The sequence below is a fragment of the Xanthomonas sp. NCPPB 2864 genome (assembly GCF_056675615.1).
Genome location: NZ_JBWWVS010000011.1, coordinates 35,853 through 57,167, shown reverse-complemented (window position 1 = coordinate 57,167; position 21,315 = coordinate 35,853). Strand labels below are relative to the sequence as shown.

General features: G+C 66.8%; 17 protein-coding genes and 1 riboswitch. Of the genes, 12 read left to right on the top strand and 5 right to left on the bottom strand.

All coding sequences use genetic code 11. The features are described from left to right. Positions 1-48: 48 nt before the first annotated feature. Positions 49-1,992, top strand: a complete 1,944-nt coding sequence (gene acs / locus AC1KVE_RS18465) for an acetate--CoA ligase (protein ID WP_481092865.1) — start codon at positions 49-51, stop codon at positions 1,990-1,992. Positions 1,993-2,224: 232 nt separating this feature from the next. Next, on the top strand, positions 2,225-2,893 hold the full coding sequence (locus tag AC1KVE_RS18460) for a response regulator transcription factor (protein WP_016901792.1): 669 nt from the start codon (positions 2,225-2,227) through the stop codon (positions 2,891-2,893). Between the two features lie 82 nt (positions 2,894-2,975). Here the strand turns inward: AC1KVE_RS18460 and AC1KVE_RS18455 are convergent, their stop codons facing one another. Then, positions 2,976-3,308 (bottom strand): hypothetical protein, encoded by a 333-nt coding sequence (locus AC1KVE_RS18455; protein WP_440584936.1) that lies wholly within the window; start codon positions 3,306-3,308, stop codon positions 2,976-2,978. Between the two features lie 309 nt (positions 3,309-3,617). On the opposite strand from AC1KVE_RS18455, the gene AC1KVE_RS18450 reads away from it, so the two are divergent. The 3 genes from AC1KVE_RS18450 (at position 3,618) to AC1KVE_RS18440 (ending at position 5,804) form a co-directional block, all read left to right on the top strand. After that, positions 3,618-4,538, top strand: coding sequence for a DUF4424 family protein (locus AC1KVE_RS18450; RefSeq protein WP_481092864.1), 921 nt, complete (start codon positions 3,618-3,620; stop codon positions 4,536-4,538). A gap of 495 nt (positions 4,539-5,033) precedes the next feature. Continuing rightward, positions 5,034-5,597, top strand: coding sequence for a peroxiredoxin family protein (locus tag AC1KVE_RS18445; protein WP_179466138.1), 564 nt, complete (start codon positions 5,034-5,036; stop codon positions 5,595-5,597). A 3-nt stretch (positions 5,598-5,600) separates the two neighbouring features. Beyond that, entirely contained in the window at positions 5,601-5,804 is a 204-nt protein-coding gene (locus tag AC1KVE_RS18440; protein ID WP_016901788.1) for a hypothetical protein, read from the top strand. A gap of 100 nt (positions 5,805-5,904) precedes the next feature. Here AC1KVE_RS18440 and AC1KVE_RS18435 read toward each other — a convergent pair whose 3' ends face one another. Continuing rightward, complete coding sequence (locus AC1KVE_RS18435; protein ID WP_481092863.1) at positions 5,905-7,533, bottom strand: family 43 glycosylhydrolase; 1,629 nt, start codon at positions 7,531-7,533, stop codon at positions 5,905-5,907. A 356-nt stretch (positions 7,534-7,889) separates the two neighbouring features. Between AC1KVE_RS18435 and AC1KVE_RS18430 the strand changes: the two genes are divergently transcribed. From AC1KVE_RS18430 to AC1KVE_RS18410, 5 genes are all read left to right on the top strand, one after another. Beyond that, complete coding sequence (locus tag AC1KVE_RS18430; protein WP_435015051.1) at positions 7,890-8,897, top strand: aldo/keto reductase; 1,008 nt, start codon at positions 7,890-7,892, stop codon at positions 8,895-8,897. Next, positions 8,894-9,766 carry an amidohydrolase family protein gene (locus AC1KVE_RS18425; protein WP_435015050.1) on the top strand — a complete coding sequence of 291 codons (873 nt, stop codon included), beginning with the start codon at positions 8,894-8,896 and terminating at the stop codon, positions 9,764-9,766. Before AC1KVE_RS18430 ends, AC1KVE_RS18425 begins: the two co-directional genes overlap by 4 nt. Beyond that, the gene (locus AC1KVE_RS18420) at positions 9,763-10,533 is read left to right on the top strand and encodes an SDR family oxidoreductase (RefSeq protein ID WP_184458322.1); all 771 of its coding nucleotides are present in this window, start codon (positions 9,763-9,765) and stop codon (positions 10,531-10,533) included. Before AC1KVE_RS18425 ends, AC1KVE_RS18420 begins: the two co-directional genes overlap by 4 nt. Before the next feature lie 142 nt (positions 10,534-10,675). Next, complete coding sequence (locus tag AC1KVE_RS18415) at positions 10,676-11,533, top strand: fumarylacetoacetate hydrolase family protein (RefSeq protein WP_184458321.1); 858 nt, start codon at positions 10,676-10,678, stop codon at positions 11,531-11,533. 474 nt (positions 11,534-12,007) lie between these two features. Then, entirely contained in the window at positions 12,008-13,327 is a 1,320-nt protein-coding gene (locus AC1KVE_RS18410) for an L-fuconate dehydratase (RefSeq protein WP_481092862.1), read from the top strand. A gap of 466 nt (positions 13,328-13,793) precedes the next feature. Here AC1KVE_RS18410 and AC1KVE_RS18405 read toward each other — a convergent pair whose 3' ends face one another. Both AC1KVE_RS18405 and fucP read right to left on the bottom strand, forming a co-directional pair. Further along, positions 13,794-14,162, bottom strand: coding sequence for an L-fucose mutarotase (locus tag AC1KVE_RS18405; RefSeq protein WP_349783397.1), 369 nt, complete (start codon positions 14,160-14,162; stop codon positions 13,794-13,796). Beyond that, a complete protein-coding gene (gene fucP / locus AC1KVE_RS18400; protein ID WP_046345091.1) occupies positions 14,159-15,466 on the bottom strand; it encodes an L-fucose:H+ symporter permease in 1,308 nt (435 codons plus the stop codon). The genes AC1KVE_RS18405 and fucP overlap by 4 nt, the downstream gene beginning before the upstream one ends. A 180-nt stretch (positions 15,467-15,646) precedes the next feature. Between fucP and AC1KVE_RS18395 the strand changes: the two genes are divergently transcribed. Together AC1KVE_RS18395 and AC1KVE_RS18390 are read left to right on the top strand one after the other, a co-directional pair. Further along, a complete protein-coding gene (locus AC1KVE_RS18395) occupies positions 15,647-16,396 on the top strand; it encodes an IclR family transcriptional regulator (protein ID WP_016901778.1) in 750 nt (249 codons plus the stop codon). Between the two features lie 598 nt (positions 16,397-16,994). Next, positions 16,995-17,157: riboswitch (yybP-ykoY riboswitch) on the top strand. 12 nt (positions 17,158-17,169) lie between these two features. Then, a complete protein-coding gene (locus AC1KVE_RS18390; RefSeq protein ID WP_046346108.1) occupies positions 17,170-17,754 on the top strand; it encodes a manganese efflux pump MntP in 585 nt (194 codons plus the stop codon). 96 nt (positions 17,755-17,850) lie between these two features. Here the strand turns inward: AC1KVE_RS18390 and AC1KVE_RS18385 are convergent, their stop codons facing one another. Then, the gene (locus AC1KVE_RS18385) at positions 17,851-21,300 is read right to left on the bottom strand and encodes a NahK/ErcS family hybrid sensor histidine kinase/response regulator (protein WP_481092861.1); all 3,450 of its coding nucleotides are present in this window, start codon (positions 21,298-21,300) and stop codon (positions 17,851-17,853) included. Positions 21,301-21,315: the final 15 nt, after the last annotated feature.

Sequence of the window (21,315 nt, the reverse complement as noted above, 5' to 3'; positions counted from 1 at the left end):
GCAGCCGCAACGTCCTCTTCCGACAAGTTCATCGCAAGTGAGGGTGCCATGGCTGATGTTTATCCCGTCGATCCCGCGTTCGCCGCCGATGCGCGCATTACGCGCGAGCAGTACGCAACGCTGTACCGCGAATCGATCGAACACCCCGAGCAATTCTGGGGCAAGGCCGCGCAGCGGCTGGAATGGTTCAAGCAACCCACCCAGGTGAAGGACGTCAGCTACGCGCTGGACGATTTCCATATCCGCTGGTTCGGCGACGGCGAGCTCAATGCCAGCGTCAACTGCCTGGACCGCCAGCTGGCCACGCGCGGCGACAAGACCGCGCTGTTGTTCGAACCCGACAGCCCGGACGCGCAGTCCTACCCGGTCACCTATCGCGAGCTGTACGAGCGCGTCTGCAAGCTCGGCAATGCGCTGCGCAATCTCGGCGTCAAGAAGGGCGACCGCGTCACCATCTATCTGCCGATGATCGTCGATGCCGCCGTGGCCATGCTCGCCTGCGCGCGCATCGGTGCGGTGCACTCGGTGGTGTTCGGCGGGTTTGCCGCCAACTCGATCGCCGACCGCGTGGTCGATTGCCAGAGCAAGCTGATCATCACCGCCGACGAAGGCCTGCGCGGCGGCAAGAAGATTCCGCTCAAGGCCAATGTCGATGCGGCGCTGAAACTGCCCGGCACCAACACCGTGGAAACGGTACTGGTGGTGCGCCACACCGGCGGTGCGGTGGAGATGCAGGCACCGCGCGATCGCTGGTTCCACGATGTGGTCGACGGCCAGCCGGCCGAGTGCGAACCCGAGCGCATGAACGCGGAAGATCCGTTGTTCATCCTCTACACCTCCGGTTCCACCGGCAAGCCCAAGGGCGTGCTGCACACCACCGCCGGCTACCTGCTGTTTGCCAGCTACACGCATGAAGTGGTGTTCGACCTGCGCGAGGACGACATCTACTGGTGCACCGCCGACGTGGGCTGGGTCACCGGCCACAGCTACATCGTCTATGGCCCGCTCGCCAACGGCGCCACTGCAGTGATGTTCGAAGGCGTGCCGAACTACCCGAACGTGTCGCGCTTCTGGGAAGTGATCGACAAGCACAAGGTCAGCATCTTCTACACCGCGCCCACCGCGATCCGCGCGCTGATGCGCGATGGCGAGGAGCCGGTCAAGAAGACCTCGCGCAAGAGCCTGCGCCTGCTCGGCAGTGTCGGCGAGCCGATCAATCCGGAAGCCTGGCGCTGGTACTACGAGGTGGTCGGCGACAGCCGCTGCCCGATCGTGGACACCTGGTGGCAAACCGAAACCGGCGGCATCCTGATCTCGCCGCTGGCCGGCGCGGTCGATCTCAAGCCGGGCTCGGCCACCCTGCCGTTCTTCGGCGTGCAGCCGGCACTGGTGGATGCCGAAGGCAAGATCCTGGAGGGCGCCACCGAAGGCAACCTGGTGCTGCTGGATTCGTGGCCGGGCCAGATGCGCTCGGTCTATGGCGACCATCAGCGCTTCATCGACACCTACTTCCGCACCTATCCGGGCAGCTACTTCACCGGCGACGGCTGCCGCCGCGATGCCGATTGCTATTACTGGATCACCGGCCGCGTGGACGATGTGATCAACGTGTCAGGCCACCGCATCGGCACCGCCGAAGTGGAAAGCGCGCTGGTCTCGCACCCGAAGGTCGCCGAAGCGGCCGTGGTCGGTTTCCCGCACGACGTCAAGGGCCAGGGCATCTATGCCTATGTCACCCTGATCGCCGGCGAAACCCCGAGCGAGGAACTGCACAAGGAACTGGTGAGCTGGGTGCGCAAGGAGATCGGCCCGATCGCCTCGCCCGATCACCTGCAATGGGCACCGGGCCTGCCCAAGACCCGCTCGGGCAAGATCATGCGCCGCATCCTGCGCAAGATCGCCGAAAACGCACCCGATCAACTCGGCGACACCTCGACCCTGGCCGATCCGTCGGTAGTGGATTCGTTGGTGAACGAGCGGTTGGCGCGCTGAGGGGCGGGGATTGGGCATTCGGGAGTGGGGATTCGCATAAGCGGGTTCCCAGTCCTTCGCCATTCCGCGTTCGAATGTCCGGTATTGAACGGCAGTCGGGACGCAGACGGCGCTTTCAGACCGGCTCTTGCGAATTCCGACATCCCTGCTTCCACGAATACCGACTCCCAAATCCCCCCATCCCGCGCTTCTGCAAATCCCCACTCCCCCCATCCCCAATCCCAGCCCCTCAATGACCACCCTGCTGATCGCCGATGACCATCCCCTGTTCCGTGAGGCCTTGCGCGGGGCTGTGCAGCGCGTGATGCCGGGGGTGCAGTTGTTCGAGGCCGACACGGTGGATGCGCTGTACACCCTGGCCGATGCGCAACCGGATGCCGATCTGTTGTTGATGGATCTCAACATGCCGGGCGCGCAGGGATTCAGCGCGCTGGTGCACATGCGTTCGCTGCATCCGCAGCTGCCGGTGGTGGTGGTGTCGGCACGCGAAGAACCGACGGTGATGCGGCGTGCGATCGACCATGGCGCGTTCGGGTTCATTCCCAAGTCCGCCGATTCGGACACCATCGGCCGCGCCCTGGCCACGGTGCTCGATGGCGAGCGCTGGATCCCGGCCGAAGCGCAGAACCTGCCGCCGACCGACAGCGAAGAACGCGAAGTGGGCCAGCGCCTGCGCGATCTCACTCCGCAACAGTTCCGCGTGCTGCAGATGCTCGGCGCCGGGCGTCTCAACAAGCAGATCGCCTACGACCTGGGCGTCTCCGAGGCCACCATCAAGGCGCATGTCACCGCGATCCTGCGCAAGCTCGGCGTCACCAACCGCACCCAGGCGGTGCTGATGGCCGGCAAGCTCGCCATCGATGCCGACGGCATCGTGCTGCCGCCGCCCGAAGAAGACTGAGCGTCTTCGTCGACCGGCCTGCGTCTGTGTAGGCCGATCGCCGCAGCGAAGCGTCGCGTGAGGTCACCACCGCAGAGGACAATCAACGCAACGGCTGGCCCGTGCAGACCTTCGACGCGCTTTGCGGCGAGGGCACATGCCACACCGCGTTTTCGTTTTCGTCCTCGCCTTCATAGATCGCATAGCGCCCATCGTCCTGGCGATGCATGGTGGGGCTGAAGGTGACGAAATCGGTGCGGCCGTCGGGGCCGATGAAATGCATGTCGCCTCCGCACACGATATTGGAATTGGTTTCCTGCCCCAGGGCAGCGCAGGTGACCTGCGAGGTCTCCGCGCGCACCACGCGACTGACGCGTGGCCGGACCAGCCCGCGATCGGCGGCCTCGCAGAAGTAATCGGCAATCACCGTGCGCATCTCACGCTGCGACGGCATCCAGGACGGACAGCTGCCGTACGCATCGGCGGTGCAGCTTGAGACCACGGCGGCAGGCTGGCTGCGATGGGGCGCAGCAGCGAGGCTGTCTTGCAGTGGCAGCATCAGGCAGGCGGCGACAGCCAGCAGGGAAACGTAGGAAGGCATCGGAGCGTGGGATTGGAGTGCGCAGGGCGTGCGACTGTACGCCATGCGCAGTTGATGCCATGCATGCCCGCGCTGCGGCATCGGCAGGTGCGTGGCATGCTGTGCGCCTGCGGCGCGTCGGTGCGTGCCAGTGCCAGGGGATCCATGCAGCCACTCTCTTTTCCGCGCGGCCCGCTCGGGTTGGTCCTTGCGCTGGCCGTATTCGGCTGCGGCAGTGCGCAGGCCAACGACAGCAGCTTCGGCGACGACAACGGCACCATCCGGCTGTTGCATCAGCCCGATATCAGCATGGACAAGGAAGCGCTGCTGCTCAGCGAGGAGCGCGTGCAGGTGGACTACGTGTTCACCAACCACAGCGCGCGCGCATTGAGCGTGCCGATCGCCTTCCCGATGCCGCCGATGTATGTCGGCATGGCCGATCACAGCGAACTGACCGCTTTCAACCTGTGGGTGGACGGCAAACCGGTGACCACCACGCGCAAGCTGGTGGTGTTGCTGGACGATGGCAGCGACATCTCCAAGGCATTCGCCGCCACCGGCTGGAGCACCGACGATATCGCCGCGTTCGCCGAATCGGGCAACGTACCGACCGGGCGCACGCCGTTGCCGGCGCGCTGGATCGACCGGGACCAGCAACCGCGCTTCACGCTCAGCGAGTACTTCGTCTGGCAACAGCTCTTCCCGGCACGGGGCAGCGTGCAGATCCGGCATGCCTACGCGCCCAGCCTGTCCACCGGCGTGCCGCAGGGCAGCGCGTTCCTGCTGGAGTCATATGCAAAGCGCACCTGCATCGAACCGGCGACCAAGGCCAGCATGCAGCGGCGCGAGGGTGCGCACGGCCTGGGCTGGGCCAACCTGCGTTATGTGCTGACCACCGGCAAGAACTGGAACGGCCCGATCAAGGACTTCCAGCTGACCATCCGCAAGCAGAACGCCAGCGACATCCTCAGCCTGTGCTTCGACGGCGCGCTGAAGAAGATCGATCCGCTGACCTTTCAGTTCAGGCAGGCCGACTTCGTGCCGATGCGCGATCTGGAGCTGCTGTTCGTGCGCGGCATCGAGTGACCGGCGGGGCCAGCACCCGCTGGCCGAACGCGCGTCTGCCTGCTGTCGGCGCGTTGCAGACGCGCTGCAGATCAGCGCTGATTGATCGCCCTGCCGCCTGTGTTCGCCTGGCGGCAGGGCGCCGCGTCATCGGTCGGCAATGGTCGGTGCCAGCGGCAGGAATCAGATGACGGCGGCAACGCTCGCAGCCACTGATCGCAGGAACACGCGCAGTCATTGCAGGCACTGTTTCATCGATGGTTTGGATGGTGCTGCGTGCCACGCAGACACGGCGCACTGCTGTTGATCGACACACCACCGTTGCGCAATCGCTGCCTGCCGACCGCTGCGCCACTGGCAAGCCCAAGCGCAGCGGCGTGACCGCTTCCACACCCCTGCACCGCGCGACATCGCAGTTGTCGATATCACCATTGACCATCAGCTCATGCCTGGGCAAGGCTCGGACTTGATGACGCTACTGGAGCTGGCATGGCGCGACGTTTCCCCTGGCTCTGGATCGGGCTGCTGATTGCCTGTGCATTGATCGCGGTGCTGGCATGGCAGAACAAGCAGCTGCGCGCGCAGCAGCAGTTGCTGCAGGCCCGCATCAGCGCGCCGTATGACGGCATGTACGTGCCGCGCATCGAGGTCACCGATACCGCCGGCCAGCGTCATCTGCTCGGCGTGCCGCAGGGACAGGCGCAGGTGCTGTTCTTCTTCACCACCACCTGCCCGTATTGCCAGCGCTCGGCCCCTACCGTGCTGCGTGCGGCGCGGCAGCTGCAGGCCAATCTGCCCGGCCGTCCGCAGTTACTCGGCGTGTGCCAGTGCGATGCGACGCAGGCTGCGCGCTACGCGCATGTGCATGGCTTCGATTTTCCCGTGGTCACGTTGACCGATCGTCGCGCGTTGATGCTGTTTCGCGCACGCAACGTGCCACTGCTGATGGCCATCGACGGGCAGGGGCGCGTGCGCCATTCCCGTCTTGGCGTCTTCGATACCACGGAGCAGGTGCAGGACCTGGTCGCCGCCTTGCGCCGCACGGATGCGCCAGCGGCTTTGGCAACGGTGAAGGAGTAATGCATGAAGAAGCGTTGGGGTACCTTGCGGACGGCGTTGATGGCGGCCACGTTCCTGGCCAGTACCGGTTTCGGTGCGTTTCAGGTGATGGCGGTCGATAACGCACAGCCGAAGACCGAATCGTGTAGTGCGTGGGCCTGCAAAGCCGAATGTCCGGAGTTTGGCGGCGACCTGGGGCAGGGCAACGTCTGCTACTGCTGCGGCTGACAGCGGTTATCACACCTACTGCGCAGTTCAGCCTCATCAGTCGCTGTAGGTCTGACGGCGGGGTCCCCCCGGGCCCCGCCGTTTGCCGACAGCACCGCGCTCAGCGCAGCGCGCGATAGCGGAAATCGCGCAACACCACTGCGCCCTGCTGTGCGGCGTAGATGCCGAGCTGCAGGCTCAGGAAGCCGCCGAATACGTTGTGGTGGAAGCCGGACATTTCCATGCGCGTCGGGTGGCGGATCCACTGCCGGCCATCGTCGAACGAATAGTCGAAGGTCACGACATGCGCCTCGTTGCTCAGACGCAGGCGGATGCGTCGGTGCGTATTGGGCGCGCGTGCCCACACCAGTTCTTCTGAATACTCGTAGGTCTTGATGGTGTCGGGCGTAACGCCGATGCCGACGAAGGCCTTGTGGTTGTAGAACAGCAACAGGCCGCCCTCGGCATTGCCGATGAGTTCCAGCGCGACCTCGGCGACGTAGCCGCGATCGGGCACGCCGCAGGTCAGTGGCGAGCTGTCGGCCGGTGAGCTGCCGGAACAGGCCAGCGTGAGCGACCGATCTGCCCGTTGCACGCGCGCCTGCTCGCCGGGCCCGGGCGCATGCAGGCTCCATTGGGTGCCGAACCTGTCGCTGGAAAAATCGTCGGACAAGGCGAAACCGCTGAGCGCCGCGTTGCCGGTGGCGTTTGCGCGTGCAGGCGTGCGCAATGGCCTGGACAGATCGCCACCGGTGGCGCGGAACCAGCCATCGGCGGTCCACTCGATCGGCTCCAGCAGGGTCTGCCGGCCCAGCGTGCGGAAGCCGTTTTCGTAGCCGTGATAGACCATCCACCAGTCGCCACGCGGCCCTTCCACCAGCGTGGCATGCCCGCGCGACCACCACGGCTCCTGTTCGGACTGGGTGCGCACCAGCGGGTTGCGCGGGCAGTGCTCCCATGGCCCATGCACCGAGCGCGCACGCGCGGCGATGACCATGTGCCCGGTCACCGGACCGGCGGTGCCGCCGACCGCGGTGACCAGGTACAGCCACCCATCGTGCCAGGTCAGCTTGGGGCCTTCGGGGGCAAAGTTCTCCACGATCCAGTCGTCGGGATAGCGCCAGGGCGCGTAGGCCGGTTCCACCTGCCCGTCGGTGGCCAGGCCGTCGTCGCGCAGGCGCACCTTGCGGATGCCGTTGACGAACAGGTAGCGCTTGCCGTCCTCGCCCAGCACATGGCCGGGGTCGATGCAGCCGGCGATCTGCAGATCGATCGGGTCGCTCCAGGGTCCGCGGATGTCGTCGGCCCAGATCACGAAGATCGACCAGCCGGTGTCGTCCGGATTGGCCGGGATATAGATGAAATAGCGGCCATCGTGCTTGCACAGGTCCAGTGCCCAGATCGTGCCCAGCTGCTTGCGCAGCGCCGGACCGAGCGGCGTCCAGTTGACCAGGTCGGTGGAATGCCACAGCACGATGCCCGGATAGGAAAGGAACGACGAAAACGTCATGTAGTAGTCGTCGCCATCCTTGAGGATGGTGGGGTCGGGGTGATCGCCGGCCACGATGGGATTGAGGTAAGTGCCGTTGCCCAGGTCTGCCTTGCGCTGGCCTTCGATACCGCGCGCCCACAGCGGGGTGCCGGTGCAGGCCGCGCGCGCGTCACCCGCCAGTGCGGCCGGCGACAGCGGGGCGACGACGGCGCCGGCGGCAAGCACCTTGAACAGGTCCCGGCGGGTGGTGGTTGGCATGGGTGCGCGTTCGTGCGGGACGGGCTGGTATCTAGCCCCAGGTATCGGACCGGGGCAACCGCGCAGGCGGCGTTATAGGAAGCGCTCATGCCAGCTGCGGATTTCGACATAGATCAGCTGCCACGGCGTGTGGAGCTTGCAAGCGGGCAAGGTGCTGGAATCCACACATGTCGCACGTGCTGAACACCACAAGCTGCAATGCTGCACTGCAGCGTGATCTGTTCACTTATGATTGCGATATTCATATGCGAACAGTCCGGCACCGGCCGGCTGGTGGACGTTGCGATGCCCAGTGACTGCTTCAACGATTGCGTGAGCACCTGTTCGGCGACCGCCAGCTGTGCGGAGCGTGCAGCGTGACCATTGCACGGCAGCGTCTGGGCAACACCGACGTGCAGCTCTCGGCACTGGGCTTTGGTGCCGCGCCGATCGGCAATCTGTATGCCGAGGTCGACGAGGGCCAGGCACTGGCCGCCGTGGCGGCTGCGTTCCAGGCCGGCATCCGCCATTTCGATACCGCGCCTTATTACGGCTATGGGCTGAGCGAGAGCCGCCTGGGCCGCGGTCTGGCCGGCGTGCCGCGCGGCGCCTATACGCTGTCGACCAAGGTCGGCCGCTGCATCTACGACGATGCGCAGGCCGCCGCCGGGCGCGACGGCTTTGCGGTGGCGGGCCGCCGCGCCGAGTTCGACTACAGCGCCGACGGCGTGCGGCGCGCGTTCGCTTCCAGCCTGGAGCGCCTGGGCACCGACTACATCGACGTGCTGCTGCTGCACGACATCGGTGCGCTGACCCACGGCGACAACCACGCCAACGTGCTGCGCCAGGCCTTGGAGGAGGCCTTGCCGGCGATGGCGGAGCTGAAGGCGGCCGGTGCCTGCGGAGCGATCGGGCTGGGCGTCAACGAGCAGGACGTGGCACTGGAGGTGCTGCCACGCTTTCCGCTCGACTGCGTGATGCTGGCCGGCCGCTACACCCTGCTGGAACAGCACGGCGCCCGCGCCCTGCTCGAGCAGGCGCAGCAACGCAACGTGGCGATCCTGTCGGCCGGCCCGTACAGCTCCGGCCTGCTCAGCGACGCACGCGGCCCCGGCGCCACCTACAACTACGCCCCGGTCGACGCCGCCACCCTGCAGCATGCGCAGCGCCTGTACGCGGCCTGCGCGGCATTCGAGGTGGATATCGGCGCGGCGGCGTTGCAGTTTCCGCTGGCACATCCGGCGGTGACCACGGTGGTGGCCGGCATGCGGACGGTGGCCGAGGTGCAGTCAGCCGCCGCACGTCTGCACGCGCCGATTCCGCCTGACCTGTGGCAGCGCCTGCGCGATGGCGGCCTGCTCGACGCGGACCTGCCCACGCCATGAGCCGCATCGACGCACACCTGCATTTCTGGCAGCTGGCCCGTGGCGATTACCACTGGCTGACGCCCGAGCTGGCGCCGCTGTATCGCGACTTCGGCCCCGCCGATATCGGCCAGGCGCTGGACGCTGCCGATATGGAGAGCGTGGTGGTGGTGCAGGCCGCCGCGACCGAGGCCGAAACCCGTTACCTGTTCGAGCTGGCGCGCGCCGACGCGCGTATTGCCGGCGTGGTCGGTTGGGTCGATTTCGCCGCGCCCGATGCCGCCGCGCGCATCGACGCACTGGTGCAGGCCGGCGGCGGCGTGCTCAAGGGCCTGCGCCCGATGGTGCAGGACATCGCCGATGTGCAATGGCTGGCCCAGCCCGAACTGGATGCCGCCTTCGATGCGCTGCTCGCGCACGACCTGGCCTTCGACGCCCTGATCCGCAGCGTGCATGTGCCGGCGCTGCAGGCACGCCTGAAGTGCCATCCGCAGCTGCGCGTGGTCGTCGATCACGGCGGCAAGCCGCAGATCGCCGCAGGCGAATTCGTCGCCTGGGCCGCCGGCATGGCCGCGCTGGCCCAGCATCCCAACGTGCACTGCAAACTCTCCGGCCTGCTCACCGAAGCAGCGCGCGGCGCCGGCGTGGAGGCGCTGGCACCGTATGTCGCGCATCTGTTCGCACGCTTCGGCCCGCAGCGTGTGCTGTGGGGCAGCGACTGGCCGGTGCTGACCCAGCGTGCCGATTACGCGCAGTGGTTCGACATCGCACAGCAGCTGGTCGCCACACATGCCGACGGCCATGCCGGAGCGGTGTTCGGCGACAACGCACGCACGTTCTATCGTCTGCCACGGCCGGCGGCCCCCACCTACGGAACCTCTTCGGTATGACTGTCTCGATCCCTGCAACTCCCAACGACCGCCTGCATGGCAAGCGCTGCCTGATCACCGCCGCCGGCGCCGGCATCGGCCGCGAAAGCGCGCTGGCCTGCGCACGCGCCGGTGCGCAGGTGATCGCCACCGATATCGACGCCGCTGCCCTGCAGGCGCTGGCGGCCGAATCGGAGGCCATCACCACCCAGCTGCTGGATGTCACCGACGCGGCGGCGGTTGCCGCGCTGGTCGCGGCGCACGGCCCGTTCGATGTGCTGTTCAACTGCGCCGGCTTCGTGCACCAGGGCAGCATTCTCGATTGCGACGAGCCGGCCTGGCGGCGCTCGTTCTCGATCAACGTCGATGCGATGTACTACACCTGCAAGGCGGTGCTGCCAGGCATGCTCGAACGCGGCCGCGGCAGCATCATCAACATGTCCTCGGTGGCCTCCAGCATCAAGGGCGTGCCCAACCGCTTCGTCTATGGCGTCACCAAGGCCGCCGTGATCGGCCTGAGCAAGGCCATTGCCGCCGATTACGTGGCCCGGGGCGTGCGTTGCAACGCGATCTGCCCCGGCACCATCAAGACGCCGTCGCTGGGCCAGCGCGTCAAGGCACTGGGCGGCGACGAACAGGCGGTGTGGAAGAGCTTCACCGACCGCCAGCCGATGGGCCGCCTGGGCGACCCGCGCGAGATCGCGCAGCTGGTGGTGTACCTGGCCTCGGACGAATCGTCGTTCACCACCGGCCAGACCCACATCATCGATGGCGGCTGGTCCAACTGAGCGCGCTGCGTACCCCAACGTGGGCGGCCAGTGCCGGATGCGAGCCGTACTGGCTTGATTTGAGCACGCCGTCCTTATCCACCCGATGCATGCGCGCTAGCGTTGCTGGCCGCTCCATTCCTCACCTGCAAAGGAAGACTGCATGAAACTCGTACGCGTTGGCGCCCCCGGCCAGGAACGTCCTGGCCTGATCGATAGCGAAGGCCGCATCCGCGATTTGAGCGGCGTGATCGACGATGTGGCCGGCGAGCACATCACCAATGCCGGCCTGGACAAACTGCGTGCGCTGGACGTGTCCACGCTGCCGCTGCTCGACGGCGAGCTGCGCTATGGCGCCGCAGTGGGGCAGATCGGCAAGTTCATCTGCGTGGGGTTGAACTACGCCGACCACGCGGCCGAATCGGGCATGGATGTGCCCAAGATGCCGATCCTTTTCATGAAGGCCACCACTGCGGTGACCGGCCCCAACGACACCGTGATCATCCCGCGCGGCTCGGTCAAGAGCGACTGGGAAGTGGAACTGGGCGTGGTGATCGGCGATGTGGCGCGCGATGTGTCGGTGGACGACGCGCTGAACCACGTCGCCGGCTACGCAGTCATCAACGATCTGTCCGAGCGCGAATTCCAGCTCGAGCATGGCGGCCAGTGGGTCAAGGGCAAGAGCGCCGACACCTTCGGCCCGATCGGCCCGTGGCTGGTCACCCGCGATGAAATCGCCGACCCGCAGAACCTGTCGATGTGGCTGGAGGTCAACGGCCACCGCTACCAGAACGGCAGCACCCGCACGATGGTGTTCGGCGTGGCCGAACTGGTCAGCCACATCAGCCGCTATATGACGCTGATGCCGGGCGATGTGATCAGCACCGGCACCCCGCCGGGCGTGGGCCTGGGCCAGAAGCCGCCGGTGTACCTGAAGCCGGGCGACGTGATGGAGCTGGAGATCGAAGGCCTTGGCCGCCAGCGCCAGCCGGTGGTGGCGCATCCGCGTGATGCTGCCTAAAGCCCCTCTGCCACCGGGGCACTAAGGCACGGCTTGCGCGCCACTGGCGCGCGTGCGTTGGTGCGCCCGCGCCGCAAGCGCGGGCCGGGGCGCGTAGCGGGGTTGGGGTAAGGGTACGTAGCGACATATCCAAGCAGTTCGTCGTGATGTGCGTTTGCCGTCAGGCGTGACATGTCGGCATGTGTGTTGATGTGTCATGCGCAAATTTTTCAAGCGGCGTGCGAGAGCGTTGAACTTCCAGGCGCTGTCGCTCGTTGATATCGACACGCAGTGGTCGTGCAGTGATGCGTTGATCTGTGTTGTTCGTTGATCTGCGTTGCAAACGCATGCGTACCTGCAGCGCTTCAATGCAGTCGGCGCTTCGCGTCCGTACCCTCACCCCTCTGCCGGGGGGGAGAGGCGCTCAAGCGCACTGCGTTGCTTACGTTTTTTTGCCCGTTTTCCTATTTCCCGTTTCCATCGCCCAGGACTTCCATGAGCACCATCATCGCCCTCGACACCCACGACGTCCGCTTCCCCACCTCGCGCGAGCTGGATGGGTCGGATGCGATGAATCCGGATCCGGACTACTCGGCCGCCTACGTCGTGCTGCGCACCGATGCGCCGGATGACCTGGCCGGCTACGGCCTGGTGTTCACCATCGGCCGCGGCAACGATGTGCAGACCGCCGCGGTGGCCGCACTGGCCGAGCACGTGGTCGGCCTGTCGGTCGAGGAAGTCATTGCCGATCTGGGTGCGTTCGCGCGCCGGCTCACCAACGACTCGCAGCTGCGCTGGCTGGGCCCGGAAAAGGGCGTGATGCACATGGCGATCGGCGCGGTGATCAACGCCGCCTGGGACCTGGCCGCACGCGCGGCGAAAAAGCCGCTGTGGCGCTACATCGCCGAGCTCAGCCCGGAGCAGTTGGTCGACACCATCGACTTCCGCTACCTCACCGACGCGCTCACCCGCGACGAAGCGCTGGCGATCCTGCGCGCTGCGCAACCGCAGCGTGCGCAACGCATCGCCACGCTGATCGAACAGGGCTATCCCGCCTACACCACCTCACCCGGCTGGCTCGGTTACTCCGACGAAAAGCTGGTGCGCCTGGCAAAAGAAGCCGTCGCCGATGGCTTCCGCACCATCAAGCTCAAGGTCGGCGCCAACGTGCAGGACGACATCCGCCGCTGCCGCCTGGCGCGTGAGGCGATCGGCCCGGACATCGCGATGGCGGTGGATGCCAACCAGCGCTGGGACGTGGGCCCGGCGATCGACTGGATGCGCCAGCTGGCCGAATTCGACATCGCCTGGATCGAGGAACCGACCAGCCCGGACGACGTGCTCGGCCACGCCGCGATCCGCCAGGGCATCACCCCGGTGCCGGTCTCCACCGGCGAGCACACCCAGAACCGCGTGGTGTTCAAGCAGCTGCTGCAGGCCGGCGCGGTGGACCTGATCCAGATCGACGCCGCGCGCGTGGGCGGCGTCAACGAAAACCTCGCCATCCTGCTACTGGCCGCCAAGTTCAACATCCGTGTGTTCCCGCATGCCGGCGGCGTCGGCCTGTGCGAATTGGTGCAACACCTGGCCATGGCCGACTTCGTCGCCATCACCGGCAAGATGGAAGACCGCGCGATCGAATTCGTCGACCACCTGCACCAGCACTTCCTGGACCCGGTGCGCATCCGGCACGGCCGCTACCTGGCCCCGCAAGCCGCCGGCTTCTCCGCCGAGATGCACCCGGCCTCCATCGCAGAATTCAGCTACCCCGACGGCCGCTTCTGGGTCGAGGACCTGGCCACGGCAAAGGCCTAATCCAACGCATCACCTGATCCCAGGATGTCGTAGGAGCGGCTCAAGTCGCGACAGGCGTTCCCGATTGCCTGATCGCGACCGAAGCCGCTTCTGCATGGAGCACGCGCACGACGCCTCCGGATAGCAGAATTCCGCCACCCGACAGCCGCTTCCGGGTCGAGGACCTGGCCGCAGCGAAGGCGTGACCCAACGCACCGCACCATCTAATCGCAGGATGTGTCGTAGGAGCGGCTCAAGCCGCGACAGGCGTTCCCGATTGCCCGATCACGACCGAGACCACTTCTGGTTGGCGCATCTGCGATGCAGCCGTCACGCCTGCGCAGCGCCACTCACGCTGCGCCCGCAAAAGACACCTGTTTCGACGCCCGGCGGCAGCGGCAGCGGCAGCGGCAGCGGCAGCAAAGACACTCAAGACCAGCGCCCCACAACGGAGCCAACACATCCGCAAGAAACGCAGGCCAACACCCTAACCCTGCCCCGCTCCAACCGCTGCACTCAAGGCAAAGATCCGCCCGGCCTCGCGCCACTTCTCTCCCGGCGCACTGCCAGGCAACGGCTTTTGAAACCGCCACATCAAGTCTTCCCAGGCCTGGATACGCGGATCGGCCGCATCCCGCGCCGCCTTGGCCGCCGGATCGTAGTCGTCGCCGACCTCCATCAGCATCACCAGGCGGTCGCCGCTGCGAAAGATCTCCAGCTCCTGGATGCCGGCCTGCTGCAGCGAGGCCACCACTTCCGGCCAGACCTCGCTGGGCCGATGCCAACGCTCGTACTCGGCGATCAACTGCGGGTCGTCGTGCAGATCCAGCACGTAACACAGACGCCGCGCGCTCATGCGACGGCTCCTGCAACTGCAGGCGCAGCGCGGCGCGCACGCAACGCGAACAGCAGGATCACCGCAAAGCACCCACCCGGTACCACCATCGCCCAGTGGATACCGGCCATGTCCGACACCGCGCCCATCACCGCCGTCAGCAGCGCGCCACCGATGATGGACATCACCAGCAGCGACGAGCCCAGCTTGCGCGCATCGTCATGCATGCCATCCAGGCCCAGCGCAAAGATGGTCGGGAACATCACCGACATGAACACGCTGGCAGCCACCAGCGCGTACAAGCCGGTCCAACCCGGCAACGCGATGGCAACGGCGCACAACACCAGATTGATCGTCGCAAAACTCGCCAGCAACCTGGCCGGCGCCAGATAGCGCAACAGCGCGGTGCCGACGAAGCGGCCGGCCATGAACAGCACCAGCGAGATGGTCAGGTAGGTGGCGGCGGTTTTTTCCGGCGTGCCCGGCACCGCATCCTGCAGATAGCGGATCAGATAGCTCCAGATGCCGACCTGCGCACCCACGTAGAAGAACTGCGCCACCACCGAAAACATGAAGCGCCGATTGCGCAGCAGTTCGCCGAAGCGTGCACGCTTGGGCGCCACGCCGCTATCGCTCTCCGGCGCGCCGGTGGGAAAGCGCACCAGCGCGATCAGGATCGCCCACAGCACCACCACGGCGCCGATGATCAGATAGGGCGTCTGCACGGCTGAGGATTCGGCGGCAAAGAACGCCTCGCGCGCGGCGGGCGCCATTGCCGCCAGCTCGGCCGGGGTGTGCTCCACCCCGGAGAAGATGAAGTGCTGGCCGACCAGCACGCCGGTGATCGAGCCCAAGGGGTTGAATGCCTGGGCCAGATTTAACCGCCGCGCTGCGCCTTCTGCCGGGCCGAGCACGGTCACCAGTGGATTGGCGGTGGTTTCCAGGAAGGCCAGACCGCTGGCGATCACGAACAAGGCCAGCAGGAACAGCCAGTAGGTATGCACCTGCGCAGCCGGATAGAACAGGAACGCGCCGCACGCATACAGCAGCAGGCCCAGCACCACGGCCGCCTTGTAGCTGTAGCGGCGCATGAACATCGCCGCCGGCATCGCGAACACGAAATAGCCCAGGTAGAACGCGCTCTGGACCAGCCCTGCCTGCAGGTCGGTCAGCTCGAAGGCCTTCTTGAACTGCTTGATCAGGATGTCGTTGAGGTTGTTGGCCATGCCCCACAAAAAGAACAGGCTCACGATCAACAACAGGGGAACCATGGCGGTACGCGCCAGGTTGCCGCGCGGTGACGCGGCAATGTCACTGTGATGCATGCGACCGATCCCCTCCCAAGGCTGTGGCGCTTGCGTTGCTGTGCGGCGAGCGTACTGCGCACGCCAGCGCCATGCAAATATAAAATCTTTGTTTATATTTGCACGCAAGCGCCACATCTCACCGCAGCCCGCGATGCCTGTACCCTGGCGCGCCGCAGCCTTGCCTGGAGCCGCAAACGGATGAGCACCGAACCCGCCAAGTACCGCGCCCCCGCCCTGGACAAGGGCCTGGACATCCTCGAGCTGCTCGCCCGCCAGGCGCAGCCGATGAGCATGGGCGCGATCTCGCAGGGCATCGGCCGCTCGCGCGGGGAGATCTTCCGCATGCTGCAGGTGCTGGAGGAGCGCGGCTATCTCACCCGCGACGGCGAGGGCGACTACGTGCTGACCAATCGGTTGTTCATGCTCGGCATGCAGCAGCCGCAGGTGCAGAGCATCAGCGAAGCGGCACTACCGGTGATGCGCCGGCTGGCCGATGCGATCTATCAGCCCTGCCACCTGGTGGCGCCGTCCGGCGACCAGATCGTGGTGATCGCGCAGATGGACGTGCCCAGCGACCTGGGCCTGGTGGTGCGCCCGGGCCACCGCCGCCCATTGACCCATTCCAGCTCCGGGCTGGTGCTGTTCGCGTTCCAGCAGCCAGAGGTGCAGGCGCGCTGGCTGGACATGCTCGACGCCAGCGAGGTGCCGTTCGAGCGTGCGCAGTTCCTCGCCGCCGCCGCGCAGGCGCGCAACGATGGCTACGCCATGCAGCCCAGCGAAGCGGTGGTGGGCGTGGTCGACTTGACCGCACCGATCCTGCAACGCGGCAGTGCGACCTATACGCTCACCGTTCCCTTCATCGCGCGCCGCCCCGAGCTGGTCGGCCCGCACGCGGCCTTGCAGGCCCTGTGTGCGGCGACGGCGGAGATTTCCGCCGCATTGATGTAGCCGCGACCCGCACCGGGAGTCTGCGTCGGCGCTGGTGTTTCTGTTGCTCGCTTCCGAAGGCTGACTTCTGCGGTCCTCCCGCAGCGCGGCCGGCCCTGTGCGTGGAGCGCAGCGCGCTCGTTCCGCAGCGCTGCGATGGCAGCCTGACCATCGCCGTCCACCCGAACCGCTTAGGCAGCACCTGCGGCATCGCAAGCCGTGCACATCGAGACGCCGGGGAGATCGCGGCATCGTTGCCGATCGCTGCACTCCTGCACGACGTCTGGAAAGACAGCACGACGCAGGCGCTGGCTCACGCACGCGCAGCCAGACATGACGTTTCCATCTCGCACTGCTTGCAGCACACCCCACATCAACGGCTTTCCCCGCGTTCTTCGCTACCTCGGTCACCGGCATGCAGACCGTTGGTCGCTATAGCCAAGGCTATCGGGTGCCGCATCGCGCCGTTGCGTGGACATGCCTGCCTGGCTTTGATGCCTGAAAACAAGACAAAAACCGTGTCACCCCTGCTCGCAATAGCCACGGCTATAAAGATCAGACCGACCTTCGCGTGCGCGGCAGACGCACCGAACGCGGCCATGCGTTGGTACACTGCGCGCCCCTTGGGGAGTAGCCTGCTTTCGCATCGTCGGAAGCGCCTGCATCAACATACTCGGCCGTTGCGCCGTGGTGCAGGCAACCAGTTCCGGTTTGGCGAGACCAGCGGCATGCGTGCACGACGACGGTTGGCGCGGGCGCATGTCGTTGTGACCGTGCCCAGCCCGAGAATGTCGATGTCCCCTTTTTCCATTGTTTTGATCGGTTTCGCGATGTCGACCGATGCGTTTGCCGCGGCGATCGGCAAAGGCGCGGCGATGCGCAAGCCGCAGTGGCGCGATGCGTTACGCGCCGGCTTGATCTTCGGCTGCATCGAGGCGATCACCCCGGTGATCGGCTGGCTGCTGGGGCGCGCCGCGTCCAGCTATGTGTCCGACTACGACCACTGGATCGCCTTCGTGCTGCTCGGTGCGCTGGGCACGCACATGATCGTGGCCGGGCTGCGAAGCGATGCGGACGACGCTGACGAAGCAACGTCCGAGACGCCGAAACGGCATGGCTTGCTGGCCCTGGCCACCACCGGTTTTGCCACCAGCATCGATGCGATGGCGGTCGGCGTGAGCCTGGCGTTTCTGGACGTGCATATCGGCGTGGTGGCGGTGGTGGTCGGGCTGTGCACCTTCAGCATGGTCACCGCAGGCGTCATGCTGGGCCGCGTGCTCGGCAACCTGATTGGCAAGCGCGCCGAGATCCTCGGCGGCTTGATCCTGGTGATCGTCGGCAGCGTCATCCTCTACGAGCACCTGAGCGGCGCAGCGTAAGCGCCTCTCCTCGTAGGAGCGTGCCTGCGCGCGACCGGGCGTTATCGATAATGCTTCGTCGCGCGCAGGCACGCTCCTACGCTGCAGTCGCACCGGTCAGCGCGTTTTCGCATCGTGATGCGCGCTCAGAAACGCGCGTAACGAGGCCGGCTTCACCGGTTTGGTCAGCAGGCGATAGCCACGCGCACGCGCGAGCTGCTTGAGTTCGTCGCGGCCGTCGGCGGTGAGCAGGGCACCGGCAATCGGCGCGGTGGCGACGGCCTGCAGCGCATCCAGCGTATCCAGGCCATCGAGCCGGTCGTGCAGGTGGTAATCCACCAGCATCAGGTCCGGCTGTTCGCGCGCACGTTCCAGCGCCTGGTCCACGGTGCTGGCGGTGATCACCTCCACCTGCCAGCGACCGAGCAGGGCGCGCATGCCGTCGAGGATCTCGCGGTCGTTGTCCACGCACAGCACGCGCAGGCCCGCCAGCGAATCGCCGCTGGGCAGCGCGCGCGCAACGGCCACCGGCAGCAGCGGCGGCAGCGGGGCTGCCGCCACGCGCGGCAGCAGGATCGAGAACATGCTGCCGCGGCCGACCTGGCTGCGTGCGCTCAGGTCGTGGTCGAGCAGGCGCGAGATGCGCTGGCAGATCGACAGGCCCAGCCCCAGGCCCTGCTCGCCCCAGTCGAACGGCTGCTGATAGCGGCGGAATTCTTCGAAGATCTGCCGCATGTGGTGCTCGGGAATGCCCGGGCCGGTATCCCATACTTGCAGCTCCACGTGCGCGCCGCGGCCGCGCATGCCCAGCACGATGCGGCCCTGGCGCGTGTAGCGCAGCGCATTGGCGAGGAAGTTCTGCATCACCCGGCGCAGCAGGCGGCGGTCGCTGCGCACCCACAACGGGCGACTGTGCACTTGCAGCTGCAGGCCGCGGCTGGAAGCCACCGGCGCGTATTGCGCGGCCAGTTCGTGCATCAGCGCGCTGGCATCGAAATCCTCGACCGTGGGCCGCAGGCCGCCGGCATCCAGCCGCGAGACGTCGAGCAGGCCATCGAGCAACTCCTCGGCCGCACGCAGCGAGGCATCCACGCGCTCGGCCAGATGGCGTTGTTCCTCGTTGTTCTGATGGCTCTCGCGCAGCGCCGAGGCGAACAGCCGCGCGGCATTGAGCGGCTGCAACACGTCGTGGCTGATCGCGGCCAGAAAGCGCGTCTTGGATTGCTGCGCCAGCTCGGCCTCGCGCGAGCGGTCGGCCACGCGCTGCTCCAGGTTCTCGTTGGCGTCCAGCAGCGCGCGTTCGGCACGCTTGTAGTCGGTGATGTCGTTGTAGCTGGTGACATAACCGCCGCCGGGCAGCGCCTGGCCGCGCATCTCGATCACCTTGCCGTCGCTGCGGGTGCGCTCGAACACATGCGGCGAGCCGGCGCGCATGTGGCGGATACGGCGATCGATCTGATCTTCGATATCGCCCTCGCCCAGCTCGCCGCGCTCGGCGTTGTAGCGGATCAGATCCGCCACCGGGCGGCCGACATACAGCATGCCGTCCGGATAGCCGAACAGCTGCTGATAGCGGCGATTCCACGCAGTCAGGCGCATCTCCGGGTCGACCACGCTGACAGCGGCGCTGATGTTTTCCAGCGTGGTGGACAGGATCTCGCGGTTGAAGCGCAGCTCCTGGCCGGCCTCGTCCAGCACCGCCACCACCTCGCCCAGGTCCATGCCCGAGCCGCGCAACAGGCTGGTCAGCACCAGGCGTGCGGAGGCCGCGCCGATCGAGGCGGCCAGCAGGCGTTCGGTGAACTGCACCCAGGCGCGGTCGGCCACCACGGTGGGTTGCAGCTCGCGCTCCAGCAGCACCGCCTGGTCGACGAAGGCACGGTGCGCATGCCGCTCGCCCACCACGCGCTCGGCCAGGGCCTGCAGGTCGGCCACGCGCACATGCCCGGGCCAGTCGCCGGCCACCGCCGGCCGCTGTGCATACGGGTCCAGGAAGGGCGCGGCGCGCAGGCGTTCGTCCACTCCGGGGCGCCAGCGTGCGGAGACCAGCATCATCGCGCCGACATTGATCAGCAGCGACCAGAACGTGCCATGCGCCAGCGGGTCCCAGCCGCGCATGCCGAACAGCTGCTGCGGCTGCAACCAGGCGATGCCGAACGGCCCGTCCACCAGCCAGTCCGGCTGCAACCAGCCCGCGCGCGTGGCCGCCGGCAGCAGCAGCGTGTAGATCCAGGTCATGAAGCCCAGCACCATGCCGGTCTCCACGCCCTTGCGGCTGGCGCCGCGCCAGTACAACCCGCCGATCACGCCGGGGGCGAACTGCGCCACTGCCGCAAAGGCCATCAGGCCGTAGGCCGCCAAGGTGGTGTCGTTGGCCACGCTGCGGTGGTAGCCGTAGGCGATCAGCGCCAGCAACAGGATGGCGACGCGGCGGATCCACAACACCCGCGAGGCCACCGCCGCGCGCGCATCGGCACTGCCGCGGCGGCGCAGCAGCACCGGCATCACCAGGTCGTTGCTGACCATGGTGGCCAACGCGATGCTGGCCACGATCACCATGCCGGTGGCGGCCGAGAACCCGCCCACATAGGCCACCAATGCCAGCACGGTGTTGCCCTGGCTCAGCGGCAGCGCCAGCACCACCGCGTCGTCGACCACCGTGCTGCCCTTGCCGAACAAGGCCACGCCGGCCGATGCGATCGGCACCACCATCGCCGAGATGATCACCAGGTACGCACCGAACAACCAGCGCGCGCGCCGGATGTCGCCGACGTCGCTGCATTCCACCACCGCCACATGGAACTGGCGCGGCAGGCAGATCACCGCCAGAAAGCTCAGCAAGGTCTGCGAAATGAAGCCCACCGACGGGGTGTGCTCGAACAAGGTGCGCGCCGAGTCGGCGATGGGCACCTGGTGGTCGCTCAGCCACACCCAGGCGAACAGGCCCACCGCGACGATGGCGATCAGCTTGATCACCGACTCCAGCGCGATCGCCAGCATCATGCCGCGGTGGTGTTCGGTGGCATCGACCTGGCGGGTGCCGAACAAGGTGGCGAACAAGGCCATCAACAGCGCCACGTACAACGCCGGATCGGCAAGGATGCCGCGCCCGGCACTGCTATGCCCGGTCAGCACCTCCAGGCTCATCGCCACTGCCTTGTACTGCAGCGCCAGATACGGAACGATGCCGACCAGCGCGATCACCGCCACCAAGGCCGCCAGCCGCCGCGAGCGGCCATAGCGCGAGGAAATGAAATCGGCGATGGAGACGGTGTTTTCGGCGCGTGCGATCAGCGCCAGCCGCTCGATGAGGCGCCAGCCGAACAGCAGCAACAGCAGCGGGCCCAGGTAGATCGGCAGATAGCCGATGCCGTTGCGCACCGCCGAGCCGACCGCGCCGTAGAAGGTCCACGACGAGCAGTACACCGCCAGCGCCAGGCTGTAGACCGCCGGCCGCAGCCACGGCCGCTCCGGGTACAACGGACGACGGTCGCCCCACCAGGCCACGCCGAACAGCAGCACGGCATAGCCGACGGAGACCAGCAGCAGGATCCAGCTTGATACCAAGGGGCGTTCCTAGGC